The organism is Lacrimispora sp., assembly GCF_047605665.1.
GTDB lineage: Bacteria > Bacillota > Clostridia > Lachnospirales > Lachnospiraceae > Lacrimispora.
In genome coordinates, this window is the sequence record NZ_JASGFH010000010.1 from 1 (window position 1) to 22,560 (window position 22,560).

Annotated in this window: 26 protein-coding genes; 4 read left to right on the forward strand and 22 right to left on the reverse strand. The window is 43.2% G+C overall.

The window, feature by feature from the left end:
- The first annotated feature begins 47 nt into the window (after window positions 1-47).
- Window positions 48-299 (forward strand): carbon storage regulator, encoded by a 252-nt coding sequence (locus QM657_RS09610; protein ID WP_415066418.1) that lies wholly within the window; start codon window positions 48-50, stop codon window positions 297-299.
- Window positions 300-301: 2 nt separating this feature from the next.
- Here QM657_RS09610 and QM657_RS09615 read toward each other — a convergent pair whose 3' ends face one another.
- Window positions 302-1,558: a nucleotidyltransferase family protein gene (locus tag QM657_RS09615; protein ID WP_415066419.1), complete on the reverse strand. Its 1,257-nt coding sequence runs from the start codon at window positions 1,556-1,558 to the stop codon at window positions 302-304.
- 171 nt (window positions 1,559-1,729) lie between these two features.
- On the opposite strand from QM657_RS09615, the gene QM657_RS09620 reads away from it, so the two are divergent.
- Complete coding sequence (locus QM657_RS09620) at window positions 1,730-2,458, forward strand: C39 family peptidase (RefSeq protein ID WP_415066420.1); 729 nt, start codon at window positions 1,730-1,732, stop codon at window positions 2,456-2,458.
- Here QM657_RS09620 and QM657_RS09625 read toward each other — a convergent pair.
- The 3 genes from QM657_RS09625 to fliD form a co-directional block, all read right to left on the reverse strand.
- On the reverse strand, window positions 2,452-2,847 hold the full coding sequence (locus QM657_RS09625; RefSeq protein WP_415066421.1) for a hypothetical protein: 396 nt from the start codon (window positions 2,845-2,847) through the stop codon (window positions 2,452-2,454). The genes QM657_RS09620 and QM657_RS09625 overlap by 7 nt on opposite strands.
- Window positions 2,848-2,918: 71 nt before the next feature.
- On the reverse strand, window positions 2,919-3,287 hold the full coding sequence (gene fliS, locus QM657_RS09630) for a flagellar export chaperone FliS (protein WP_415066422.1): 369 nt from the start codon (window positions 3,285-3,287) through the stop codon (window positions 2,919-2,921).
- Between the two features lie 21 nt (window positions 3,288-3,308).
- A complete protein-coding gene (fliD, locus tag QM657_RS09635; protein ID WP_415066423.1) occupies window positions 3,309-5,645 on the reverse strand; it encodes a flagellar filament capping protein FliD in 2,337 nt (778 codons plus the stop codon).
- A 142-nt stretch (window positions 5,646-5,787) separates the two neighbouring features.
- Here fliD and QM657_RS09640 point away from each other — a divergent pair, with 142 nt between their 5' ends.
- Window positions 5,788-6,561: a ParA family protein gene (locus QM657_RS09640; protein WP_415066424.1), complete on the forward strand. Its 774-nt coding sequence runs from the start codon at window positions 5,788-5,790 to the stop codon at window positions 6,559-6,561.
- Between the two features lie 21 nt (window positions 6,562-6,582).
- The gene (locus tag QM657_RS09645; RefSeq protein WP_415066425.1) at window positions 6,583-7,221 is read left to right on the forward strand and encodes a late competence development ComFB family protein; all 639 of its coding nucleotides are present in this window, start codon (window positions 6,583-6,585) and stop codon (window positions 7,219-7,221) included.
- Here the strand turns inward: QM657_RS09645 and QM657_RS09650 are convergent.
- From QM657_RS09650 to QM657_RS09735, 18 genes are all read right to left on the reverse strand, one after another.
- On the reverse strand, window positions 7,218-8,501 hold the full coding sequence (locus tag QM657_RS09650) for an EAL and HDOD domain-containing protein (RefSeq protein ID WP_415066426.1): 1,284 nt from the start codon (window positions 8,499-8,501) through the stop codon (window positions 7,218-7,220). The two genes, QM657_RS09645 and QM657_RS09650, sit on opposite strands and share 4 nt — an antisense overlap.
- 3 nt (window positions 8,502-8,504) lie before the next feature.
- Entirely contained in the window at window positions 8,505-9,413 is a 909-nt protein-coding gene (locus tag QM657_RS09655) for a chemotaxis protein (RefSeq protein ID WP_415066427.1), read from the reverse strand.
- 82 nt (window positions 9,414-9,495) lie between these two features.
- Window positions 9,496-9,978, reverse strand: coding sequence for a chemotaxis protein CheD (locus tag QM657_RS09660; RefSeq protein WP_415066428.1), 483 nt, complete (start codon window positions 9,976-9,978; stop codon window positions 9,496-9,498).
- Window positions 9,971-10,597, reverse strand: coding sequence for a chemotaxis protein CheC (locus QM657_RS09665; protein ID WP_415066429.1), 627 nt, complete (start codon window positions 10,595-10,597; stop codon window positions 9,971-9,973). The genes QM657_RS09660 and QM657_RS09665 overlap by 8 nt, the downstream gene beginning before the upstream one ends.
- A 32-nt stretch (window positions 10,598-10,629) precedes the next feature.
- The gene (locus tag QM657_RS09670; RefSeq protein WP_415066430.1) at window positions 10,630-11,406 is read right to left on the reverse strand and encodes a flagellar hook-basal body protein; all 777 of its coding nucleotides are present in this window, start codon (window positions 11,404-11,406) and stop codon (window positions 10,630-10,632) included.
- A 13-nt stretch (window positions 11,407-11,419) separates the two neighbouring features.
- Window positions 11,420-12,223, reverse strand: a complete 804-nt coding sequence (locus QM657_RS09675; protein ID WP_415066431.1) for a flagellar hook-basal body protein — start codon at window positions 12,221-12,223, stop codon at window positions 11,420-11,422.
- 15 nt (window positions 12,224-12,238) lie between these two features.
- Window positions 12,239-13,015, reverse strand: a complete 777-nt coding sequence (locus QM657_RS09680) for a sigma-70 family RNA polymerase sigma factor (protein WP_415066432.1) — start codon at window positions 13,013-13,015, stop codon at window positions 12,239-12,241.
- A gap of 35 nt (window positions 13,016-13,050) precedes the next feature.
- Entirely contained in the window at window positions 13,051-15,123 is a 2,073-nt protein-coding gene (gene flhA / locus QM657_RS09685) for a flagellar biosynthesis protein FlhA (RefSeq protein WP_415066433.1), read from the reverse strand.
- 41 nt (window positions 15,124-15,164) lie between these two features.
- A complete protein-coding gene (gene flhB / locus QM657_RS09690; RefSeq protein WP_415066434.1) occupies window positions 15,165-16,226 on the reverse strand; it encodes a flagellar biosynthesis protein FlhB in 1,062 nt (353 codons plus the stop codon).
- Window positions 16,227-16,249: 23 nt separating this feature from the next.
- On the reverse strand, window positions 16,250-17,011 hold the full coding sequence (locus tag QM657_RS09695) for a flagellar biosynthetic protein FliR (protein WP_415066435.1): 762 nt from the start codon (window positions 17,009-17,011) through the stop codon (window positions 16,250-16,252).
- Window positions 17,012-17,050: 39 nt separating this feature from the next.
- On the reverse strand, window positions 17,051-17,311 hold the full coding sequence (gene fliQ / locus QM657_RS09700) for a flagellar biosynthesis protein FliQ (RefSeq protein WP_415066436.1): 261 nt from the start codon (window positions 17,309-17,311) through the stop codon (window positions 17,051-17,053).
- Between the two features lie 15 nt (window positions 17,312-17,326).
- Window positions 17,327-17,989 carry a flagellar type III secretion system pore protein FliP gene (gene fliP / locus QM657_RS09705; RefSeq protein WP_415066437.1) on the reverse strand — a complete coding sequence of 221 codons (663 nt, stop codon included), beginning with the start codon at window positions 17,987-17,989 and terminating at the stop codon, window positions 17,327-17,329.
- Between the two features lie 11 nt (window positions 17,990-18,000).
- Window positions 18,001-18,351 carry a flagellar biosynthetic protein FliO gene (locus QM657_RS09710; protein ID WP_415066553.1) on the reverse strand — a complete coding sequence of 117 codons (351 nt, stop codon included), beginning with the start codon at window positions 18,349-18,351 and terminating at the stop codon, window positions 18,001-18,003.
- Between the two features lie 26 nt (window positions 18,352-18,377).
- Window positions 18,378-19,820: a flagellar motor switch protein FliN gene (gene fliN / locus QM657_RS09715; protein WP_415066438.1), complete on the reverse strand. Its 1,443-nt coding sequence runs from the start codon at window positions 19,818-19,820 to the stop codon at window positions 18,378-18,380.
- A gap of 50 nt (window positions 19,821-19,870) precedes the next feature.
- A complete protein-coding gene (flgC, locus tag QM657_RS09720; RefSeq protein WP_415066439.1) occupies window positions 19,871-20,317 on the reverse strand; it encodes a flagellar basal body rod protein FlgC in 447 nt (148 codons plus the stop codon).
- Window positions 20,318-20,339: 22 nt separating this feature from the next.
- Window positions 20,340-20,699, reverse strand: a complete 360-nt coding sequence (locus QM657_RS09725) for a response regulator (RefSeq protein ID WP_333650786.1) — start codon at window positions 20,697-20,699, stop codon at window positions 20,340-20,342.
- Window positions 20,700-20,748: 49 nt separating this feature from the next.
- A complete protein-coding gene (locus QM657_RS09730) occupies window positions 20,749-21,768 on the reverse strand; it encodes a flagellar motor switch protein FliM (RefSeq protein ID WP_415066440.1) in 1,020 nt (339 codons plus the stop codon).
- 30 nt (window positions 21,769-21,798) lie between these two features.
- Entirely contained in the window at window positions 21,799-22,545 is a 747-nt protein-coding gene (locus QM657_RS09735) for a flagellar motor protein MotB (RefSeq protein ID WP_415066441.1), read from the reverse strand.
- Between the last annotated feature and the right edge of the window lie 15 nt (window positions 22,546-22,560).

Genomic DNA, 22,560 nt, shown 5'->3' on the forward strand with positions numbered 1-22,560 from the left:
TCGTTTCCGCCATCCTCTCAGAGACTTTATAAAAAAGGGGGATTAGTATGCTGATTCTTCAAAGAAAAAAAGACCAATCCCTCACTATTAGCAATAATATCTCTATTACAGTTCTTGATATAGGAAATGATTGGGTTAAATTAGCTATTGATGCACCAAAAGAGGTCTCTATTCTTCGTACAGAGCTGCTGGAAGCTGTCTCAGCAAACCAGGAAGCTGCCTCCACACCTTTGAGCGAAGGTTCTATCTCTAAGATCCAGGAGTTGATGAAAAAATCAAAAAACAACAGAGATACCTGATACTATTTAGGTATCTCTGCTGTTTTTTCTTCATTATCCTGTTCTTCTGTTTTCTCGCTTTCCTGGATTTGAATTTCCTCTTCTGGACTCTGCTTCTGTCTTCTCAAAAGCAAGGAAAACTTCTTTTTAAAAAGCAAGAATTTATATCTGGATCTGTTAACGATCAATCTTATCCCATATCGTCCAAGACGAAGTATCCAAAATAATGGCAAAAGTACACCCGTTTTTTCCAATACCGGATATATAGTTTCCATATATGACCTGTCTGGAAACAGCCAGTTTATCAGACGTTTTAAGTCCTCTGCCTTTCTGTTTCTCGCATAACAATCTGCTACTTTTGTAATCAAAGGTAGTAACTGTGCGCTGATTTCCCGTCCTTCTGCGCCCTTACTGAATATGTAAGATTCCATAGCATCATATATTTCCATATTCTCAATTCCTGCCCCGGTTCCGAGCCAGCGAAGGATTAGATATTCCAAATGCTCTGCAAACCCTGCTATTTTAAGCTTCTTTAATTGCTCATAAATATGAGGCCATGCAAATGCCTCTCCATGTGCTTTATAAAATACCCAGAAATCTATAATCTGATTCAGGCTGATATCTCCTCTGGCATAGGAATCCGTTAATCTGCATATGAAAAACAAGTACATCTCAGTGGGATTCATTTCCAAAATGTGATTATACCCACTTTTATTGTGCAATGCACGGAAGAAATTTATGTAAAACTTCTGCATGTGTTTACTGAAAAACATATTCTGGTTAAAGCATAAAACTCTGCTTCCGGGAATCTTGTAATATAATTCTCCAGGCCCTTCTGTATATCGTTCTTCAAAATCTGCTTCCCTAAAAAAAAACTTGACCTCGGTAGCATCTCTTCTTTTCAGACCAATTTCAACAGAATCTCTGCAGCACATTTCTTCAATAGGATAACATTTAACTATATCAGAATAGTTTAAGAAAAAACAATTAATCTCCCTTTTTTCAAAAATAGTTTGAATCTGTTTTTCTACAGAATTCAAACGATCAATTCGGTGAACAGATTCTAAATATTTATCAAAAAAATGCTGGCGAACCAGCTGGGGAATATCCTCGTCCAATCCCATAATCCCATAATGAACAACATGTGCCACGTGATGATAATCAGCAATCCGGAACAGCTTTTCCCAATTTAAATATCTTAAGGGAGCTGGGGATTCCTTCTGGTTCATGACCGATGACAACAATGTCATTAAATACCGCTCTTCGTATCCTTTACTCATTCACTATTCCACCCTTAATCTATAAGAAACTTCGTCATCAGTATACCATTCACTGTAACAAAAATTTCCTTTCATATTATATATCGGTTTTTTTTAGACAATCTTAACTTTAACATGTAACTGTTCGATAAATAATATGTAAATAAAGCTAAGATCACGATTACAGAAAGGGTGAATGAATTGAACACCATTCATTACATTTTACTTAGAACTCTGTTTTTGACAGGAGTTCCGTTTATGACCGCCTCTCCTCATGGACAAGGTAGTCAGGAAAAAACTGCTATTGTTTCAGATTTCACCCAAGAAGAAGGATATTCAGCCTTGTTAGATGACTTTCCCCAGGAAGGCCGGTATGACCTTATGCTAGACAGCGCATGCGGCCCTCTCACCTATTATAACCAGTCTGATACGAGATGGGGAGGCTTTCTGTATGGAGGAAAGGACCCTCTTTCCACTTATGGATGCGGTCCCACAGTCATGGCCATGGTGGTTACAAGCCTTACCGGGAATCAAATATTACCTCCTGACATGGCTCAGTGGGCGGCAGAAAATAAGTCCTGGGCATCAGGTGAGGGGTCTTATCATCGCCTCATTTTGGACAGTGCGCTGGCTTATGGCCTGAATGCTGCTCCTCTTAAAGATTATACAGTTCAGGGACTGGAAAATACATTAAAATCCGGCTACATAATCGTAGCTCTTATGAAAAAAGGGCATTTCACTCAAAACGGACATTTTATCATTCTTACCAGTTTTACAGAGAATGGTATGATTAAGATTGCTGATGCAAATGAATATAATAATTGCCTGACTGAATGGGAGCCTTCCCTTATATTAAAGGAATTAAGCTACAGGGCCTCAGACGGAGGCCCCCTTTGGATGATCGGACCTCCTGACTATTGATAATAGGAATCCTTTCCTGACAACCGTATGCTTATGTAGCGGTCCAGTTCAATGGTACGCTTTAAGGCTGAATGAATGTTTTTCCCCTTCTCCAACAACATAGCTGCTGCTGGAGTATCGGGGGTTATATTTGCATTTCCCTTCATCCAGCCTCTCACTTTAAAGCCTTCCTCGGGCGGTAAGGCAGATACCAGATACTCCATATTTCTTGTACATAAATCTGCCTTATCCATCTCTTCCTGGCGCATCCCCAGCAATAATTGAACCGATTCCCTGTCATTGCGGGACAGGGAATCTCCCATGTCTCTTGTGATACGTTCGATTTCAACAATGCAATTATATCTCTTCTGCACTTCTTTCAGAATTTCAATCAGAATAGAATCTTCCATTATATTTCCTCCTTATCCCTATAATTAAATTTTAAATAGCCGGAGAGAAATTCTTCCCTCCGGCTTTACCTTTAACTGCTTAATTTCTCTGCCTCTTTGAACGTATCCCTTAATTCCACTATCAAGGGCCTGACTTCTGATATCACCGCTGAATTTCTCCCTGCACTGATTCGACTGAATTCATACAGAAAAAAGTCATACAGTCGTTTCAATTCAGAACTTATTTTATAATTATAATCTAAAGTATTTTTTAAATAATTAACAATTTCAACAGAGCGTTTCATAGACTGGTCAAAAAGTTCATAATCTTTTTTCTCCAGGGCAAGTTCTGCTCTTGTCAGGCGTTTCAACAGCTCATCATAGAGGAGATTCAGCATCTCTCCGGGAGTCATCGTACTTACCGCCTGTGTTCTATAATTTTGATAACCATAAGCATTCATATTATGCACCGCCGTTCCTTATCAACCACCGAAGGCCCCCTGCAGCCAGCTGCTTTGTGAGTTCATCTGAGAAATTAATGTTTCAAGAGAGGTAAACTGTTTCACATACCTGTCTGTTTCCACTTTAAGCTGGGCCTGAAGGCGTTCAACATAGTCATCTATTCTATCCATGGATTTCTTGAGTGTATTGGAGAGAATGCTGGCTGGTGAATGAATGGAACCTGCCTTTTCTATCAGACTGCCTTTTACTGATCCGGTGGTAGCAGCATACTGCTTATTAACCTCTGACAAACGGGCCATAAATCCGCCTCTGTCTCCTGTATCCTTATCTGCAGCCTTATTGAACAATTCCTGAACTTTATCAGGAGTCTCTTCAAGAGCCTTTCTGAACTTTGTTTCATCAAATGACAAGGCTCCGTTCTCTCCATAATCTGTGCTCTTGGTAATACCAAAAGATTGCATGAGAACAATCTCATCTCCGCCAGTACCAAATATAAAGCGCATACTATCAGAAAGACTTCTCAATTCGGGATCACCAAACAGCATTCCCTTCTTTGCTTCTGTCTCCCATTTCTCAATCTGCTTTTCCGTCATTTCTTCTTTCTGTTCATCTGTCAGTGGCTCGTACTTTCTGTTTGGTCTGGTAGAAACCTCATCATTGATCAGCTTGATCAGTTCATTATAATCCTTAACCATACTAGAAACGGCTTTCACAATCTTATCAGGATCTGCTTTGGTGTTGAGAGCAACCTCCTGAGTAGCATCATTTCCATCTGTATTAAAGGTTCCATTCACTGTGACCTTCATTCCATCCAGGTCAAAAGTATTGCTTCCTCTGCTCAGCTTAACAGGATCTGTGGAATCTCCGTATCGAACGCTGATGATGGCATCCTGACCATCAACCGTACCTGCAGCAGCGTTAAACAGGTCTGCAGCAGCCTGATCAAGTGTTACCTTTCCGGAAGCGCCTTCTTGCTTCGATATGATAGAGAACTGGTCTGTATTCTTCATATATGTTACTGTTACATCGGTCTCATTATTGATTGTCTCAATAAGCTCATTCATTGTCCAATCAGGATCAATGGTTATTTCCTTACCATTGATTTTAATCTTCCCGTCTGCCGGTATAACCAAACCGGAATCCTTGACCGCTGCATCCCAGTTCAAGCGGTTAGACTGCCCCGTCTTTACACCTAAAAGTTCCACTATACCAGAATCAGCAGAAGTGACTGTAAGTTCCGATGTAGAATCAGTTCCACCATTCGGAGTCTGAGTTACAAACTTAAGCTTACCATTATCTGTTGTTACACTGATCCTTCCTTTTCCAAAGACATCCTCTAATTTAGTTTGAATATCTTGGGCAAAATTTTGTAACCTGTCACCAATACCCCACGTATCATCATACTTAAGATCTATGGTTTTTGATGTCCCATTATAAGAGAATGTCATCTTCTTTCCATCTATTCGATCCTTAAAGCTTAACTGACTAAAAGCCTTCTGAGTTAATCCATCAATACCTTCCGTACCAGAATCAGTAATTTTTAATGCTACAAAGGCAGAACTGTCTTCAAAACCAAGTGCTTTTAGAGCACCTTCACTGCCCCCTGTCAGACTAATCTCTCTGTTATCCGGATCGATGGACGTAAAATCCAACTCAAAGGGAGTGCCCGATGGAGTGTTTTCATCACCAGCAGGACTTGCAGTCACCTGAATCACCTGATCCAGAGTCTTATCTCCTATTGAAATTCCCTTTAATGCCTCTTTAATAGATGCCATAGCCTTGGTTGCATTGGAATAATCGTATGTAAATCCACCCACTTCCCCGCTCTTTAACTCAACAGCAAAAGTTTCAGTTCCCACCTGAAAGTTTAATGTCTGTCCTTCCAGGTTGCTGATGGTCTTCACATCCTCGAAATTAATCACACCTGTATTCAGCGCTCCACCGCTGACAGAACCGGAAGTCACAGATGCCCTCTTTGCAAGCTTCTCCACTCCTACAATAGAAATATTGCCGGAACTGTTAGGACTCCCCGTTACCTGAACGTACTTACTGTTAACTCCTGTGGGAGTAGCTGCACTTTTAGTCCAGAAAGCGGTACTAAGAAGGTTTGTATCCACGCTTGAGTAGGATGTATATTTTTTTGAAAATTCAATCAGCTTGGAACTGATTGAACGGTAAGTATCCTGTTTCCACTGCAAGGTCTGTTTGCTCTTTTGTTGCTTTGCAATCTTGGACCTTGTTCCAATTGTCATGCCTTCAATCAGACTATCTCTGTCCAAACCACTGGCAAGGCCGCCGAAACCACGGATTGAAGAGGCAGAGCTACCGCTGCTTATCTTACTAGATGCTGATGCCATATTAAAAACTCCTTTCTAAACATACAGACAATTTAATTCTTCAAAATTCGCTTTTTTTCTTGTTTCTGCTATACTTATTTATCGACATATTGTATACTAAAGATAATAGTATTATCTCAATTTACGAATGGAGGAATAGAACTTGTCAACTGTAATTGCAATTACAAATCAAAAAGGCGGCGTAGGCAAAACCACTACTTCCTGCTCCCTTGCCTGCGGCCTGGCTATGAATCATAAAAGAGTTCTGGCTGTAGATTTGGACCCTCAGGGGAATTTGGGGTTCAGCCTTGGACTGCAGATCGAATCAGGAGCAACCATTTATGAGGTCCTAAAAGGAACCGCTACCTTGCAGGAGGCTATCCGCTCTGTAAAGCGCTGTGATGTGCTTTCCTCCAATATCTTATTAAGCGGTGCGGAGCTGGAATTTACAGGCAAACAGAGAGAATGTATGCTGAAAAATCTCCTCTCAACGGTAGCAGGATATTATGATTATATCATTATCGATACCCCTCCTGCACTTAATATCCTCACCATAAACGCATATGCAGCCTCTGATTACCTGATCATCCCCATGGTGCCGGAAATCTTAAGCCTGATGGGAGTTGCTCAGATTAAGGATACCATCAACACCGTCCGTTCTTCAGTCAACCCGGAACTGGTGGTTCTTGGCATACTGCTTAATAAATACAATCCCAGAACCCTCCTTTCCAAAGAAGTAAAGGAAATGGCTCAAAAGATTGCTTTGCAGATCGATTCCACGGTATTTAACACCCACATCCGGTCCAGTGTCAGTGTGGCGGAAGCTCCTGCCCAGGGAGAAAATCTTCTGGATTATGCCCCACGGTCTAATCCGGCTCATGACTACAAGGATTTGGTTACTGAGGTTCTGGAATTAATTAAGCAGCGCAAAAACTGATAATAAAAGGAGTATGAAATTATGGCCAGAAAAAGCAGTAAAACAGCTCATGTTATGAATCTGTTGGCCGGGGATGATTCTGAGTCCCCAAAGGAGGAGGCTGCCAGAGAAAACCTGGCGGCCAGACAAACTTCTGATTCCGCAGAGGCCATTAAAGGGCTTACCAGCATGAATCAGCCCTCATCTGCACCGACACCCATTTCCATCATTGATATGTCTTCCTCAGCGCCTGATCCTGTGGCGGAGCTGATTAAAGAACAGTTGGAAGAGGCCGAGGCGGCTGAAGATACCCCTCCGCCCAGCAGCCCGGTTATGGAACCTGAAAAAGAAGTTGTCAAAGAAGTTCCCAAAGAGGTGATTCCTGAGAAAAAGGTTTCCGTAGAACCGCCCATTCCTTCTTTTCAGTATTTAAACGTTATGGAATACATCGTTAAGAATGCTGCTCCGCAGTACATGAAGAATTTTGACGTATGCACCTGTGACCACTGTACCGCAGATGTGACCGCATTAGCCTTGTCTCATCTGCCTCCCAAATACATTGTTGTAGACCGGGATTCTGTGTCTCCGCTTTTAAATTTTTATTCCACCCGTTTCACCCAACAGGTGGTGGTGGAGCTAACTAAGGCTTGCTCTGTTGTAAAAGAAAACCCACACCATTAGGTGTGGGTTTCCTGTATTACAGCTTCTGCTTCCTGATAAGCGCTGCTGCTTATAATTCCCTTCCAGATTTCGTTTACGGCTTCCACACAATCCATATAGGTCTGTGCAAGCAAGCCAGACGGAATTCCCAATTCATTGGAAAGAAGCTTCACTTCCTTCCAGTCCGCATTCTCATAGCTGAGAATGAGCCTGTAAAGTTTTCCGCAAACTCCCTCTTTCTTGATCAAAGCATCCTTGATTTCCTGAGCTACCGGAACCTCCTCCAGTATTTCCTCCAGGGGCGCATCGATCATGAACTGTAAAGTAGAAAACATTCCCATCATATAAACCTCTGAACGGATAATGGGCAGATCCTTGATATGTTCAGAAAGAGCCATGGCATAGTTTGCCCTGAGAAAGGACAGTTTCATCATGGCCTCACGGGCCTCATCATTTTCAAATTCATTGTTGAAGCTCAGGAGATATACCCATTGCTTCAACTGGCTGATACCCATAGTCACCAAAGCCTGGCGAATGGAGGATACCCGTCTGCGAAGGGCAAAATAAGCGGAATTTACGATTTTAAGAAGAGCATAGCTCAAAGCCGCATCATGACTTACGATTTCCTCTATCTGCTCAATATCCGGCTCATCTTTGGATACCTCCACAACAAGCTGGAAGAAGTTTCCTTCCAGGAATTCCATGCGCTTTACCTTATTGGCCATTGCTTCTGCCACATAGCTGCCTTCTGCAAAATCTGCACCGATTTCCACAGCCAATTCATAATCTTCCTTCGTATTGACTCCGGTTGCAATACACTTCTTATCAAAGCCTCTCATGGTATTGATGAGGTTATTTAAAGAAACCCGCTCTCTTCCCTCATGCTTATTGCTGATATCCACCTTTATATATGTGACAAAGTCCAGCATGGTGAAATATTTGGGGGAAAACTGAAAGTCATTGATGGCAAATATGTATCCTTCTGTACGGTATTTCTTAATGATCGTAGGTGATAAGGGATGAATCATCACATGGTCTTCGATCTGGATGATCAGTTTATCCTTATCAAAAATCTTCGGCGTATTCCGGAACAGCAGGGAAGGGGTAAAAGTTACAAATGTCAGTTTATCCTGAAAAATTTTCTCTGTATTCTGCATCAGAAAGCCTGCAATGGTGTCTGCTGCCGCCACATCAGAACTGCTGTAGAGGGAATCATAATCCTTCTGGAACAGCACCTCATAGCCGATAATCTTGTCCTCCTTCAGTGCCTTAATGGGCTGCCGGGTGACATATCTGTCCATTTTCTACCTCCTTTCAAGCAAATGATCAATTACTTCCACCAAATGCCCGATTTCCGGTTTAGACAACTGTTCGTCTGCTCCCAGTTGTTTTCCTTTGATCATTAATTCCTGATTGATCATGGAAGAGAAGATAACAAGAGGAAGGTGCTTTAACTGCCTGTCCTCCTTCACCAGCTTTGTCAGGTGGTGTCCATCCATTTCCGGCATCTCAATATCCGTAATTATCAAACTCACCTTCTCAGTAAAATCCGAATCATTTCTGATCTCATTTAAATAATCCCATGCTTCCTGGCCGTTGTTCTTGAAGGTCAGATTTTCATAGCCTGCCTTTCTGAGAGAAGCTTCAATCATCTTTGTCAAAAGAATGGAGTCCTCTGCAATCAGAATGGGGCTGTCAATCTTTTCCCTGTGACCGAGTCTGGATATTTCATCTAACTGAATTCCTGTTTCAGGAGCTATCTCCGCTACAATTTTTTCAAAGTCCAGAATCGTTACCAAATCCTTTCCGCACTGGGCGATGCCTGTTGCCACGCCTTCTTCACCCCGGCTGATGGTGTCATCCGGCTTCTGGATATCTTTCCATGAAATGCGGCTGATGCCAACAACACTATGCACGCGGAAAGCAATGTGCAGCTTATTAAAATTGGTAACAATGAATAAGTCCTTTGGCTGCTTCTCTGTCGCACTTCCGGTTAAATAATGAGGAAGGTCAATGACTGTGAGGAGGATATCTCTGGGTTTGAAAATCCCCTCTACAGAAGGATGAGCATGGGGGATGGGCTTCACCTTATCTGACATCATGATTTCCCGGACTTTTGCCACATTAATACCGTATAATTCACCATAAATAGTAAATTCCATTATTTCAATCTCATTGGTTCCTGATTCTAACAAAATATCTGTTTCTGCCATAGTTCTTCTCCTTTGTCCCAATATAATCAGCAAAAACATCTGCTTACTGAAATATCGGCATATTTCTTCCGGTTCATAATGTTTATAAATCAATTTCCGCTCTGCCGTAGGTTCTGATTCTGACCCTTCCCGTACTCACATCAAAAGACATGGTCCTGGCGTAATTTTCTCCCACATCGGAAGCCGCAAGGCGGATTCCCTGGGAATGAAGAATATGTCTTACACTGACAATATTGCGGGCTCCTATATTGCCTAAGGTGCTGTTTCCCTGAAGTTCAAACATCTTGGCCCCCCCGGCAATCTTGGCAATCAGCCTGGCCTTTCTGGCTCCCATAATTTCTATTTTCCGGAGCGTTTCAGCCAGCCCGGTATCGGCATATTTAAATATGTTTCCGTCCCCTGTACCATATACTTCAGGAAGCATGATATGAATCAGGGCTCCCAGCTTAATCATGGGATCATATAAGCTGATCCCAACACAGGAACCGAGCGCATAAGTGATCAGGACTCCCTCCTGCCGCGCAAACTTCATATCTGCGATTCCAACTGTCAGATTTCTATCCATTGATTATCCCCAGCTTTTCCATTAAAAAGTTCAATGACTGAATTTCCGGCATCATCAGAAGGTCACTGTGAAGCACATTTCCGCCTATGATAAACTGACCGCTGATCATCATCATCTTATCCGTCTGATAGCCAAATTCTACCATGGGCACGCTTAAAATTCCGCCCAGCATGTTTACCGCTATATCCGGAACAGACAGGTTGATGGTCACATCGCTGAGGGTGGACATTGCGTTGACGTAGGAAGATATGATAATGTTTCCAACCTCCTCCAGTGCGGAGGTCTCCAGAACATTCAGTTGATAATAGTCTTCAATTTTTTGCTGCATCAGGCTGGACAAAACCTCATTGATAAAATCCAGCTTCAGGATAAAGAGCATCAGTCCATTGATTTCTCCTGACATCTTTACCAGTATGGCTGCCACAATTTCCTCCGGATCTCCGAGAAACTTAATGGCATCATTGTAGCCGAGAATCTGCACAGTCGGAAGTGTCATCCGCACAGTCTTCCCCAGCATAGAAGATAAAGCTGTAGCTGAATTTCCAGTTCCTATGCTGCCTATCTCACGGATCACATCCAGTTCTAATCCATTCATCTCATCGTAGCGTTTTATTTTCATGACACCGCTCTCCTTCCTATGTGGTTACCTTATTACTGTCGAAGCGTATTGATGGTAGCTTCCACCTCTTCAGAGGTCTGTACCATTCTGAGAGAATAAGAATAGGCTCTCTGGGCTTCCATCATTTTGGTCATTTCTTTTGCAAAATCTGTACCAGATACTTCCATGGCACCTTTTATCACCTTGGCATGTTCAAGGAGAATAGGGGCTCCATTCTTTTCAGTCACAGCAAATTCATTATTTCCCGCGCTTTCAATTCCATCCCGTCTGATAAAGGTATAGATGCCTACGGTTTTCGGATCATGGGCTCCTTCTTCAAGTTCCTCCTCCTCTGCCTCTTCCACTTCATCCTCCTGTCCGGGATAAACGGCAGGCTTGACATCATAGGAAATCTCCTCCTGATCCATGTTCAGGACTCTCTTTCCGGAAACATTTACCAGATAAAACTTGTCCTCTAGCTGGGAAAGCTGGAAACGTCCATCTCTTGAATATGTAATCGCTCCTGTAGCCGGGTCTTTCAGCATGAAAAAACCTTCCCCAGCTATGGCATGATCATGCTCAAGACCGGTCTCGCGGTAGGGCATATCGGTCATATCGGTCTTTGCAAAGTCCATTCTGACTCCGCTGCCTGTTTTGGCCGCATCTCCCCCCTCCGTACTCCTTGTCTGAGAATAAATCAAATCGGAAAATACGCTGTACTGAGGCTTAAAACCTGATGTATTCACGTTTGCAATGTTGCTGGATACCACATTCATCTTTGCCTGATTGCTCACAGCACCTAAGGCACCGATATAAAAAGACTGATTCATCTTATTCCTCCCCCTACACTCTGCCTATATCATTAGAGGCCTTACTCATAAGCTGGTCATAAATCCGCAGCACCTGAGCTGCACTTTGAGAAGCTCTCTGGCTGGTAATCATCTGTGTCATTTCTTCAATAGGATCGATATTAGACCGTTCCAAAGCCTTCCACATAATCCCTCCATCTGCTACAGTTCCTTCAGCAGCGGTGGTAAAGGAACCGTTATCGCCCTTTATTAGCTGACTGTAATCGGCAAAATCCACAACCCTGATTTTACCCAGAAGAACAGGTTCCTGCTCCTCATTGGTATCACCGTCTTCTCCCGTACCAAGACCTTTGATGGGGACTTCATAAATGTTACCATCTCTGTCTACCGTAATATGATCGGAGGAAATCTCAATGGGGTTGCCATCCTCTCCAAGAATCCTTCCCAATGAAGGAATGGAAAGGTATCCTTCATCATCAACGGTAAAGGAACCGTTTCTGGTGTAAACCTGGTTTCCCGCAAAATTCCGGACAGCAAAGAATCCTGGGTTTGTCAGAGCAAAATCCAAGTTTCCTCCTGTTTCTTCCACTGCTCCCTGGTCATGATTGGTCACTGTGCTTCTGGATGCGCGTATCATGGATACGGATCCCAACTGAGATGCATTGTTTTTATTGCGGTTTCCGGTGCGAAACAGCATCTCATCACGGAAGGTGGTGCTGACCATGCGGTCAGGCTTAAAGCCTGAGGTTCCGCTATTGACCATATTGTTTCCAATTACATTTAAGTTTCTGGTCTGATACAGAATTCCTGATGTCAGATTATAAAATCCTTGAAACATATCATTTCTCCCTTCCTACTTCCCATCTATGAAATTAGTCAGATGCAGCCTAAGTTTTTGAATCGCATTGGAGTGAATCTGTGAGATTCTAGGCTCGCTGACACTCATGACGTGTGCAATCTCCTTCATATTTAATTCGTCCATATAGTACAGTGAAATAACCTTTTGTTCGTTTTCTTTTAAATTATTTATGGCAGAAATCAAAACCTCTTTAAATTCTTCCTGCAGATAGTGATCTTCCGGCTGATCATCTTCATTGATGGAAGGAAGCTGCACCATCTTTTTGTTATCACTTCCCGCCTCCAGAACCATATCTAAGGAAAGAACACTATAAACATTGGACTTGCCAAGTGTTTCCTGATATTTTTCCAGACTGATATTCATGTAGGACGCAGTCTCCTGAGGTGTTGGAAAACGGCCCAAGCGGTTGCACAATTCAGTGACAGCATTATCCATCTCTTTCGCGTTTTTCCTTACGCTTCTGGGTATCCAGTCCTGCTTTCTCGCCATATCAATGATCATGCCGCGAATCCGCTTGGAAATGTAAGTTTCAAATTTTACGTTCAAGTCCGGGTCAAACTTCTCAATACCATTCATAATGGTCAGCACCCCTTCATTGACGATATCCTCCACCTGGGCAAAACTCAGATAAACATCACGCATCTGAATGGATATGCTTCTGACCATATTCATATACCGCATCACCAGTTCATGCTTGATTGTGATATCTTTTGTATGCTTATATTTAACTAATAAATCCTCATTGGTATATTGGCTTAAATCCTGTTCCATTTCGACTAACACTGCCTTTCTGACACAAAGATCGGTCAAAGGGTAATATTTCCGATTGCCTGGATCTGAATATTATTTGCGATCTCATTAAAGGAAAGGACATAGACATTGGGATAGAACTGTTCCACCAAACGATAGAAATACAGTCTGACTACCTGGCTGGTGAGAATCACCGGCTTTTGTTCCAGATCCGCAAACTTTTTCATCTGTTCCCCCATCTGTCCAATCACAGACTGCATCACATCTGGACTAAGAGCCAGATATATGCCCTGTTCTCCTTTTGCCATACTGCTGATAATATTTTTCTCCAGTTCCGCCTCCAGAGTGAGAACCTTCATCTGGCCGCCTTCACAAAACATTCTAGTGATGGTTCTCTTTAAAGCGATCCGGATATTCTCTGTAATTGTATCCATATCCCTTGTAGAAGGAATCGAATCTGCTATGGTTCCCAGAATCGTTTCCATATCTTTAATGGGAACGCCTTCCCTCAGAAGATTAATAAGAATCTTTTGAAGACCGCCGTAAGTCAGCTGTCCCGGCATCAGTTCATCTACCAATTCCGGTGTATGCTTCTTCACATTGTCCAGAAGCTGCATGACCTCCTGACGTCCTAACAATTCAAAAGCGTGTTGCCTGATGGTTTCAGATAAGTGGGTCAGCATAACGGAGAGAGGATCAATAACGGTATATCCGTAAATTTCTGCCATCTCCTTGTTTTCAGGTCTGATCCATTTACTGGGAATTCCGTAAGCAGGCTCCACGGTCTCAATTCCGTCTACCTCGCCGGAAATGCCTGGAGGCTCTAAAGCCAGATAATAATCTACCAGGATTTCTCCTCTGGCTACCTCTTCCCCTCTGATCTTTATAACATACTGGTTTGTATTTAAACTGGAGCTGTCCCGCAGCCTGACAGAAGGAATGACGAGTCCCATATCCTGGGCATACTGTCTTCTGAAAATGACGATCCGGTTGATCATCTTGCCTCCACTGCTCTCGTCGATCAGCGGAATCAGGCTATAACCGAATTCCATTTCAATAGGCTCTACATTGATGAGAGCATAGACATTGTTCACATCACGGTAATAAGCTTCTTCGTTGGCACCAAGTTCCGGTGCCTCTTCAGTCATTGCCATGGTAGCAGCCATCTCCTGAGGACCGATGGCAGATAAACGAACTCTATGCCCCAGCTGATACCCTGCCACAATAAGTGCCAATGCCATAATAACAAGCTGTACCTTAGGCATCCCAGGCACCAGCATCAATACGATCATAACAAAGCCAGTGAGCATAATCGCTCTCGGCTGGGCCATGAACTGACCCGATACATCTTCATTCAAAGTGCCTTCTGATACGGCTCTGGTAACCACCATACCAGTGGCAGTTGCGATTAAAAGAGCTGGAACCTGAGAAACAAGTCCGTCACCTACTGTCGCGATAGAATAAACAGACATTACTTCGCCGAATGCCATATTTGACTGCACCATACCGATAATGGCACCGCCGATAAAATTGATGGCAGTGGTGATCAGGGACATGATGGCATCTCCCTTTACGAACTTAGTAGCACCATCCATGGCTCCGTAAAAATCCGCTTCCTTCTGGACTTTATACCTTCTTATCTTCGCTTCCTGCTCATCGATCAGACCTGAACTTAAATCTGCGTCAATGGCCATCTGCTTACCAGGCATAGCGTCCAATGTAAATCTGGCTGCAACCTCTGATACACGTTCCGTACCTTTGGTAATAACCAGAAAGTTTACTAAAACAATAATGAGGAATATAATAAAACCGACAACCACATTTCCCTGCAAAACGAAGTCACCAAAAGCCTTGATTACCTGACCGGAAGAACCCTGGTTTGACAAAATATTTCTGGTAGAGGATACGTTTAATCCCAATCGAAACAAGGTTGTCACCAAAAGCAGGGCAGGAAAGATGGAAAATTCCAAAGGCTCTTTGATGTTCATGGTTATCAGCAGGATAATCATGGAAATGGCAATATTTATAATAATCATTACATCCATAAAAAACGGAGGCAATGGAATTATCAATAGAAGTATGATCAAAATGACAAATACTACTACAGAATTTTTCAGTAATGTCTTCATTCTTTTACACCGTTTCTTTCAGTTTCTCTGGCATGATTTCCTCATTCTATGATCTTGTTGTTCATTCGGTATACATATACCAGAATCTCAGCGACCATACCGTAATATTCTGAAGGAATTGCAGCCCCCACTTGAGTGCCGGCATATATCCCCCTTGCCAAAGGCTTGTTTTCAATCACATGTACCCCGTGTTTCTCACCCAAGGCCACTATTCTTAACGCCAACTCGTCCTGGCCTTTGGCTACCAGAACAGGAGCAACATCTTTTTCTATATCGTATCGAAGGGCAACCGCATAATGGGTCGGATTTCGAATAATAACATCTGCACTGGGAACTGCCTGCATCATTCTGGAACGGGCCCTTTCCCTTTGGAGACTTCGTATACGTCCTTTGATTTCAGGATTTCCTTCTGTCTGCTTGAATTCTTCCTTTACTTCCTGTTTTGACATTTTTATCTGGCGCTCATAATCCCACCGTGTATAAAAAAAGTCAAATCCGGCAACAGCCAGAAATACCATGGAAACCCGGAAGATCATATCCATAATCGCACTCAGCACATACACTGCCGAGTTTTTTAAATCCATATCAATCGTTCTTGACATCGGTCTTAAGTCCGCTCTTATAATCTGGTAAAGAATTACACCTAAAATGGTAATCTTTATCATATTTTTCAAAAGTTCTATAACATTTTTTAAAGACAGCATATTCTGTAAACCTTGAATGGGATTCAGTCTGTCAAACTTGGGAGATAGTTTACTTTTTGTGAATAAAAATCTTGTCTGCACTCCGGTTGCAACCACTGCCAATACAATGCTTGTCAAAAGTATAGGGAGGGCAGCTTTTACAATTGCCCACATGGTGTCTCCAAAAACGCTGGTAGTATAATCAGACAGATTCTCTGCCATTGGAGCCAGACTCACATATTTTATCATATAATCCCGCATGGTCTTGTACATGAGGGGGAAAAGCATTTTCAGCATTATAAAGCTTCCGAGAAGGGAAGCTATCATGACCACATCCTTGCTGATGGGAACGTTTCCTTTTTTTCGTTCATCGCTCCGTTTTTTCGATGTGGCTTTTTCGGTTTTTGAAGGATCCGGCATTTCCGTTCATCACATCCTTTGCGTTATAAGAGCCTGATTATATCCTCAATATTCAAAAGCATCTGGCTGATCAAACCGCTTACATAGTCCGACATAGGAGAAAACAGGAAAATCAGCATAAAAAACCCAAGCACTAACTTTGCTTGTATGTTGACAACAAATACATTAATCTGGGGAATTATTTTCATCAGAACTCCCACTGCAATTTCTGTCAAAAATTCAATGGCAACCAAGGGGAATGAAAATTTAACTGCCATGATCATGCATTGAATAAAAATTTCTGCCATAGCCCATGCAGCTTGTGATCCCAATGCAGCCTGACCATAAGGAACTACTTCAGCCGCCTTTATAAGAACCTTAAACAGAGCCAGATGTCCATCCACTGCAAAGAATAAAAGCATGAAATAAGTGTTGTAAATGGTTCCTGTAAGAGCAATTTGAGCATTGGTTTGAGGATCGTAAATCATAGCCATGGACAAGCCCATCTGAAAGTCTATAATACTTCCGCCAAAGGTGATGACCATGATGAATAATTCTATAACAAATCCAATGGCAAATCCAACGGCAAACTCTTTTAGAAGAAGTACTGCAAACTCAACGGAATTCACAGGCTCTGGTACTTGAACCGAAGAAAAAGAGTAAATGAGCAGGGTAAATACCATAATCATGCCGCCCTTTACCTGTGCCGGAATATTTCTTCTGCCCCATATGGGATTCAGCAGAACAAACCCTGACATCCTCATCAAAATAAGGGAAAACAGCATCACCTGTCCTATTTCCGGCATCTGAATCTTCCTTTCCTTTTATCCATACCGCACGCCCATTTACACTAGCATGGAATTAAAAATATTCACTGTAAAATCACCGAGGATTGACATCATGTAATCCCCCATCATCAGAAGCATCAAGCCTATGACGATCAACTTTGGAACAAAAGTAATGGTTTGTTCATGAATCTGAGTAGCTGCCTGAATAATGGAAATGACAATGCCGACGATCATACTGACAATCAGCACCGGCCCAGCCAGCTTGACCACTGCTTCGAATAATTCATAAAGCATACTGTTTACTGCAGTTTCTGTCATATTCTAATCCTCCTGTCAGTAATGAAAGCTGTTCACCAGGTTAGTGAACAGAAGTTCCCAGCCATTGACCGTCACAAACAGCAGAAGCTTAAATGGAAGGGAAATCATGGCCGGCGGAAGCATAACCATACCCATGGACATCAAGGTACTGGATACAATAATATCCACCAGCAAAAATGGCAGAAAGATCATAAATCCTGCCGTAAATGCCCGCTTCAGCTCTGAGGTCATAAAAGAGGGAATCACCACTGTCATGGGGAGTTCCTCAACATTCTCCGGACTGTCGGTATTGGATAACTCTACGAATAAATTTAAAGTGGCAGTCTCCGTCTGCTTCAGCATAAACCGCTTCATGGGAACTGCCGCCCGGTCCAGGGCCTCTCTCTGGGTTATCTCCTCCCTGATATAAGGCTGATAGGCGTTGGTATTCACATCCTTGATCACCGGGTCCATGATGAAAAGCGTCAGGAACAATGCGATTCCAACCAGTACCATATTAGGGGGACTCTGCTGAACGCCCAAAGCATTTCTGGTAAAAGACAGGACAATGATGATCCTCGTAAAGGAGGTCATCATCACCAGAATGGATGGCAGCAGGGAAATGATGGTCATCATAAGGAGAACTTCCAGGGTTGGTACCCTGCCGCCATTAATATTGATCAAGGCATCTGTATTCATTCTGTTCCTCCTTATACATCATCCCTGTTTCTGTCTGTATATTTCTTTAATATCTTTTTAAAACTCTCATAGCCTTCTGCTCCCGGAAACGGAGCTGTTTCAAGAGCTTCCTTGGGAATGTCCTCCTCTGAAAGCTCTGATAAAAGGGTGATCTGAGAAGATGCAATGCCAATCAGATAATAGTGGCTTCCTGCACGGACAATTGCAACTGATTTATCCTGACCAAGAGGAAGCCTGTCCAGCATCTGCATGCAGGTTCCTCCCCGTTTCATCCCTATCCCTTTTCCGAGACTTCTGGTAAATATATAGCTCAGATACAGGATCAAAACCGTAAGAATCAGCGCTGAAATCAGACTAATCACACTGTTCAAATGCAGCCACTTCCTCTCTATTCCGCATTCTTCCTGATAATCTCTGTAATACGGATACCAAAGTTATCATCAACCACCACCACATCGCCCTTGGCAATACAGCGGCCATTTACAAACAAATCAACCTGCTCTCCAGCCAGCTTGTCCAGAATTACAAGAGAGCCCTTGGTGAATTCAAGAATTTCCTTTACCAGCTTTCTGGTTCTTCCAATTTCTACAGATACTTCCAGAGGAACTCCCATGATCAGCTCACGGTTTTCTTCCTGCTCTTCAAAATCGTTAGCACCCTCTTTTAAACTGTTCTGAGGAATAGGCTTCACATTTATGGTCTTAGGTTCCTGAGACACAGCGGCTTTCGAATGCTCGTGATCCTTCTGCATCTGCGTTATGATCTGCTGCATCTGGCTCATCATCTGCTGCTGCATCTGGATTTGACCCATCATCTGCTGCATCGCCATCTGATCGCCTCCAATCATCTGTGGTACTTCTGTCTGACCGACTCCGCCCATATAAAGCATGGCCTGGTCTATTCCGGCTGTGGATGGCATTACTGCCTGGCCGGTTGCCGCTGCCTGGGAGGCTGCCATCTGGCTGGCTCCGCCCATGCCGAGCACTTCCGCATGACTGGTTTCAGCCATAGCAGGGGCTGCCGTATGCTCTGGTCCGGTACTCCATACTGCCTCTGGCTCTGCGTACACGGCGGGTTTCTCTTGTTCAGGCTCTTCAACCCCAAAGCTTCCTGCCAGCAGTCTTTCAATCTCTTCCTGGGACATCATGCCGCCGGAAGACGGTGCTGCAGGTGCTGCAGGTTCTACAGGTTGCTGTACTGCCGGCTGAGGTTCTGAAGCCGTTTCTTCTGCCATCAGTTCTTCAGGCAGGAATCCTCTGACAAGCTCTTTTGCAAGGCTTGGAGTCATCACGTTAATAAATTCACTTTCCATCTGGTCTGCAATCTTTAAGGTAAAGCCGACCACAACCATGGATTCCTGGCTGTTATAATACTTTTCTTTGAAATCGACCACATTGGCGATTTCAAAGGAGCTTGGGGTTGAAATATTAACTGTTTTTCCTAAAAACTCAGACAGGGCTGTAGCAGACGCTCCCATCATCTGGTTCATTACTTCACAGATTGCACTGATGTTCAGTTCGTTTAATTCAAATTCTTCCTCCGGCGTTTCCATCCCCATCAGCATATCCACAATCACTTTTACATCATGCCTTTTTAAAAGCATGATATTGCTTCCGCTGAGTCCTGCAATATATGTAATTTCCACTCCTACTGCCGGTTCCAAATTTGAAATTTCAAATTCATCCTTTGACAGTACCCTCACCACAGGCGTGGTAATATCAACTCTGGCATTGAGCATGGTAGATACTGCAGTTGCCGAGGCACCAAGGCTTATATTCAGTATTTCACCTATGGCATCAATTTCAAATGCACTAAAATTCTTTGAATCCATACAACTTTTCTCCCTTTATACTCATTTAGCCCTCTATGCCAAGTGATGCCTTATTTCCCAATTTCCAATGCCTTGGAGGCCATCGTCTTTATGGCATTAAACGCTGTCACATTGGCCTCGTAGGACCGGTATGCAGACATACTGTCCACTGTTTCTTTTATTAAATCCACATTAGGCATCTGCACATAGCCGTTTTCATCCGCATCCGGATGATCCGGATTATAAACGGGTTTAAAGGGACTTGGGTCCTGTACGATCTGTGAAACCCTGACGCCGCCCACACTCTGCTGTCTGCTTACACCGGCTGCATTCATCAAAATTCTCCGGAAATTATTTTCATTTTTGGATTCGAGCACTACCATCTTTCTCTGATAAGGTCCGCCCGCTTCCGTTCTGGTCGTATCAATGTTGGCAATGTTCTCCGATGCAATGTCCAACCGGAGACGCTGTGCAGTCATTCCTGACGCACTAATGTTCATGGAACTTAAAAATGACATTTGTCCCCTCCTCTTTAGTAAGTTAACCGATAATACCTGTAACTGTTTTAAGAATCCTGTCAGGCTTAAACGGTTTAACAATGAAGTCCTTTGCACCGGACTTGATCGCCTCAATTACCATGCTTTCCTGCCCCATAGCGGAGCACATAACAACTGCAGCTCCCGGAGCCTTTGCCTTGATCGCCTTTAATGCCTCCAACCCGTCCATATTGGGCATGGTAATATCCATGATCACCAGATCCGGATTAATTTCAGAAAACATTTGTACAGCCTGGGCTCCGTCAGATGCCTCATATAAATCGGTATATCCATTTTTAGACAGAGTATCCTTGATCATCATTCTCATAAATGCGGCATCATCTACTAATAATATTTTCGCCATTTCTATGCATCTCCTTTTATCATCCTTAATTCTTTATATAATCCCTGGCTCAATTTTCACTGGCCTGGTAATTTCCTTTTTCAACAAGGTCTTCAACCCGCACTGCCACATTCCGCTTATGGACCCCTAACTGGCCCTTAAACCATGGCTGTTCTTCCACATACAGCTTGATGTCGGAATCCTTGGGCGTTCCAAGATTGATAACATCTCCCACATGAAGATTATAAACGTCATCAAGGGTAATGACGGAGTCTCCCATCTGAGCACGGATCAGCAGATCAGAAGACTTGATATTATTCAATATCTCCATCTTAATATCCTGACTGTTCTCCTCTTCGCCCATGGCGCTCGCTCTCCGCTTATCCATAATGCTGTATATATTCATGAGAAGATTTCCCGGAATACAGAGACTGAGTCTTCCGATGGAGCCCTCCATTTCCACATCGATGACGACGATCACAATGGTCTCATCCACACCGATTTCCTGAAACATGCCGGGGTTTCCTTCAAGCCTTTCCAGTTCAAAATCCAGATTAATATAGTTTGACCAGGAATCCTTTAAGGGTCCGATGATGTATTGGATCACTCGGCGGTATAAGGCCATCTCGATTTCTGTATAGGTATAGGTCATGTCAACATTAGTTTCTGCTCCTAAACCTCCCAGCATACGATCAATCAGACTCAGCATCAGCGGCATGCTGGCATTAATCAGAAGGGGAGGATTCTTGGAATGATCCGGCAGGCTCACATTGACAAGGGTGAGAACATCATTATCGCTGAGAGCATTGCTGAACTCATAGTACCTCTGTTCCTCTACTGTAGTGACCGACAATTCACTGGAGGTCCTGAACAGGCTGTTGATCTGGGAACCCGCAATTCTGGAATAATTATCAAATATACTGTTTAAAACTTTAAGCCTGTCTTTTGTAAACTTCTTCGGGCTGTAAAAATCATATTTCCGGTATTTTACTTCATTTTCCTTTTTGTCAGAATCCTGGCTTGGCTCATCTCCCACCTGAAGGGAATTGAGCAGCGCATCGATTTGACTTTGGGATAATACTTCAGCCATTTGTTTCACTCCGCTTCATTTTTTAATTGCCTAGTGGTTCTGATAATTCTGATATATCTGGTCGTAATACTCTTCCAGAGACTTCTCTACCGCATCACTCTTGGTTATCAGTATCTCCACGCGGCGGTTTCGTGCCCTCCCCTCCTCTGAATCAAAAGGAGCAATCGGCCGGAACTGGCCATAACTGGTTCCCACCAGTTTATCCGGCGAAACAGCGCTTCTGCTCTGGAGGTAAATAACCACCTCTGCGGCACGCTGAGCCGAAAGCATTCTGTCGTTGCGGACATTATTAGGTCTGCTGGGATCTCCCTGGGAGGTGTGTCCCAATACCTGTACTTCCTTTATGGAAGGCTCCACCTGTTGCATGGAAGCGGCAAACTGCTCCAGAACTTCCTTGCCCTCCTGCCGAAGAACAGAACTGTCTCCGTCAAAAAATACTTTATCACGAAATGAAATAAAAGTGAAGCCGTCTCCGCGGGTAATTTCCACGGAATCCTGCATACCTCTTTCCTCAACCACCTTTTTCAGAGACAAATACAGTTCATCAAAATCCTGAATTTCCTGCTGTTCAGCGGTCTCTGAGGCTTCATCAATCTGTTCCTCCAGCTGTTCCAAAGCCTTTGGATTAAAGCTCTGTACCAATTTTTTCCACTTGGTCTGATCCATGGAAGACATGGAATACAGGAGAACGAAAAAACACAGAAGCAATGTAACCATGTCCCCATATGTATCCATCCAGCTTCCGGATTCCTCCGGCTGCCTATTTTTCTTTATCATACAACCACCTGTTTT

Bases quoted from the DNA above. Each gene is read 5' to 3' on its own strand.
- QM657_RS09670 (WP_415066430.1), bottom strand. From the start codon at position 11,406: ATGAATCAGTCTTTTTATATCGGTGCCTTAGGTGCTGTGAGCAATCAG.
- fliS (WP_415066422.1), bottom strand. From the start codon at position 3,287: ATGAATGCTTATGGTTATCAAAATTATAGAACACAGGCGGTAAGTACG.
- fliP (WP_415066437.1), bottom strand. From the start codon at position 17,989: ATGAATACAGATGCCTTGATCAATATTAATGGCGGCAGGGTACCAACC.
- fliD (WP_415066423.1), bottom strand. From the start codon at position 5,645: ATGGCATCAGCATCTAGTAAGATAAGCAGCGGTAGCTCTGCCTCTTCA.
- QM657_RS09725 (WP_333650786.1), bottom strand. From the start codon at position 20,699: ATGGCGAAAATATTATTAGTAGATGATGCCGCATTTATGAGAATGATG.
- QM657_RS09675 (WP_415066431.1), bottom strand. From the start codon at position 12,223: ATGTTTCAAGGATTTTATAATCTGACATCAGGAATTCTGTATCAGACC.
- QM657_RS09625 (WP_415066421.1), bottom strand. From the start codon at position 2,847: ATGGAAGATTCTATTCTGATTGAAATTCTGAAAGAAGTGCAGAAGAGA.
- QM657_RS09655 (WP_415066427.1), bottom strand. From the start codon at position 9,413: ATGGCAGAAACAGATATTTTGTTAGAATCAGGAACCAATGAGATTGAA.
- fliN (WP_415066438.1), bottom strand. From the start codon at position 19,820: ATGGATTCAAAGAATTTTAGTGCATTTGAAATTGATGCCATAGGTGAA.
- flhA (WP_415066433.1), bottom strand. From the start codon at position 15,123: ATGAAGACATTACTGAAAAATTCTGTAGTAGTATTTGTCATTTTGATC.
- fliQ (WP_415066436.1), bottom strand. From the start codon at position 17,311: ATGACAGAAACTGCAGTAAACAGTATGCTTTATGAATTATTCGAAGCA.
- QM657_RS09660 (WP_415066428.1), bottom strand. From the start codon at position 9,978: ATGGATAGAAATCTGACAGTTGGAATCGCAGATATGAAGTTTGCGCGG.
- QM657_RS09680 (WP_415066432.1), bottom strand. From the start codon at position 13,015: ATGGAACAGGATTTAAGCCAATATACCAATGAGGATTTATTAGTTAAA.
- QM657_RS09695 (WP_415066435.1), bottom strand. From the start codon at position 17,011: ATGCCGGAAATAGGACAGGTGATGCTGTTTTCCCTTATTTTGATGAGG.
- QM657_RS09610 (WP_415066418.1), top strand. From the start codon at position 48: ATGCTGATTCTTCAAAGAAAAAAAGACCAATCCCTCACTATTAGCAAT.
- QM657_RS09665 (WP_415066429.1), bottom strand. From the start codon at position 10,597: ATGAAAATAAAACGCTACGATGAGATGAATGGATTAGAACTGGATGTG.
- QM657_RS09615 (WP_415066419.1), bottom strand. From the start codon at position 1,558: ATGAGTAAAGGATACGAAGAGCGGTATTTAATGACATTGTTGTCATCG.
- QM657_RS09650 (WP_415066426.1), bottom strand. From the start codon at position 8,501: ATGGACAGATATGTCACCCGGCAGCCCATTAAGGCACTGAAGGAGGAC.
- QM657_RS09730 (WP_415066440.1), bottom strand. From the start codon at position 21,768: ATGGCTGAAGTATTATCCCAAAGTCAAATCGATGCGCTGCTCAATTCC.
- QM657_RS09735 (WP_415066441.1), bottom strand. From the start codon at position 22,545: ATGATAAAGAAAAATAGGCAGCCGGAGGAATCCGGAAGCTGGATGGAT.
- flgC (WP_415066439.1), bottom strand. From the start codon at position 20,317: ATGTCATTTTTAAGTTCCATGAACATTAGTGCGTCAGGAATGACTGCA.
- flhB (WP_415066434.1), bottom strand. From the start codon at position 16,226: ATGCCGGATCCTTCAAAAACCGAAAAAGCCACATCGAAAAAACGGAGC.
- QM657_RS09645 (WP_415066425.1), top strand. From the start codon at position 6,583: ATGGCCAGAAAAAGCAGTAAAACAGCTCATGTTATGAATCTGTTGGCC.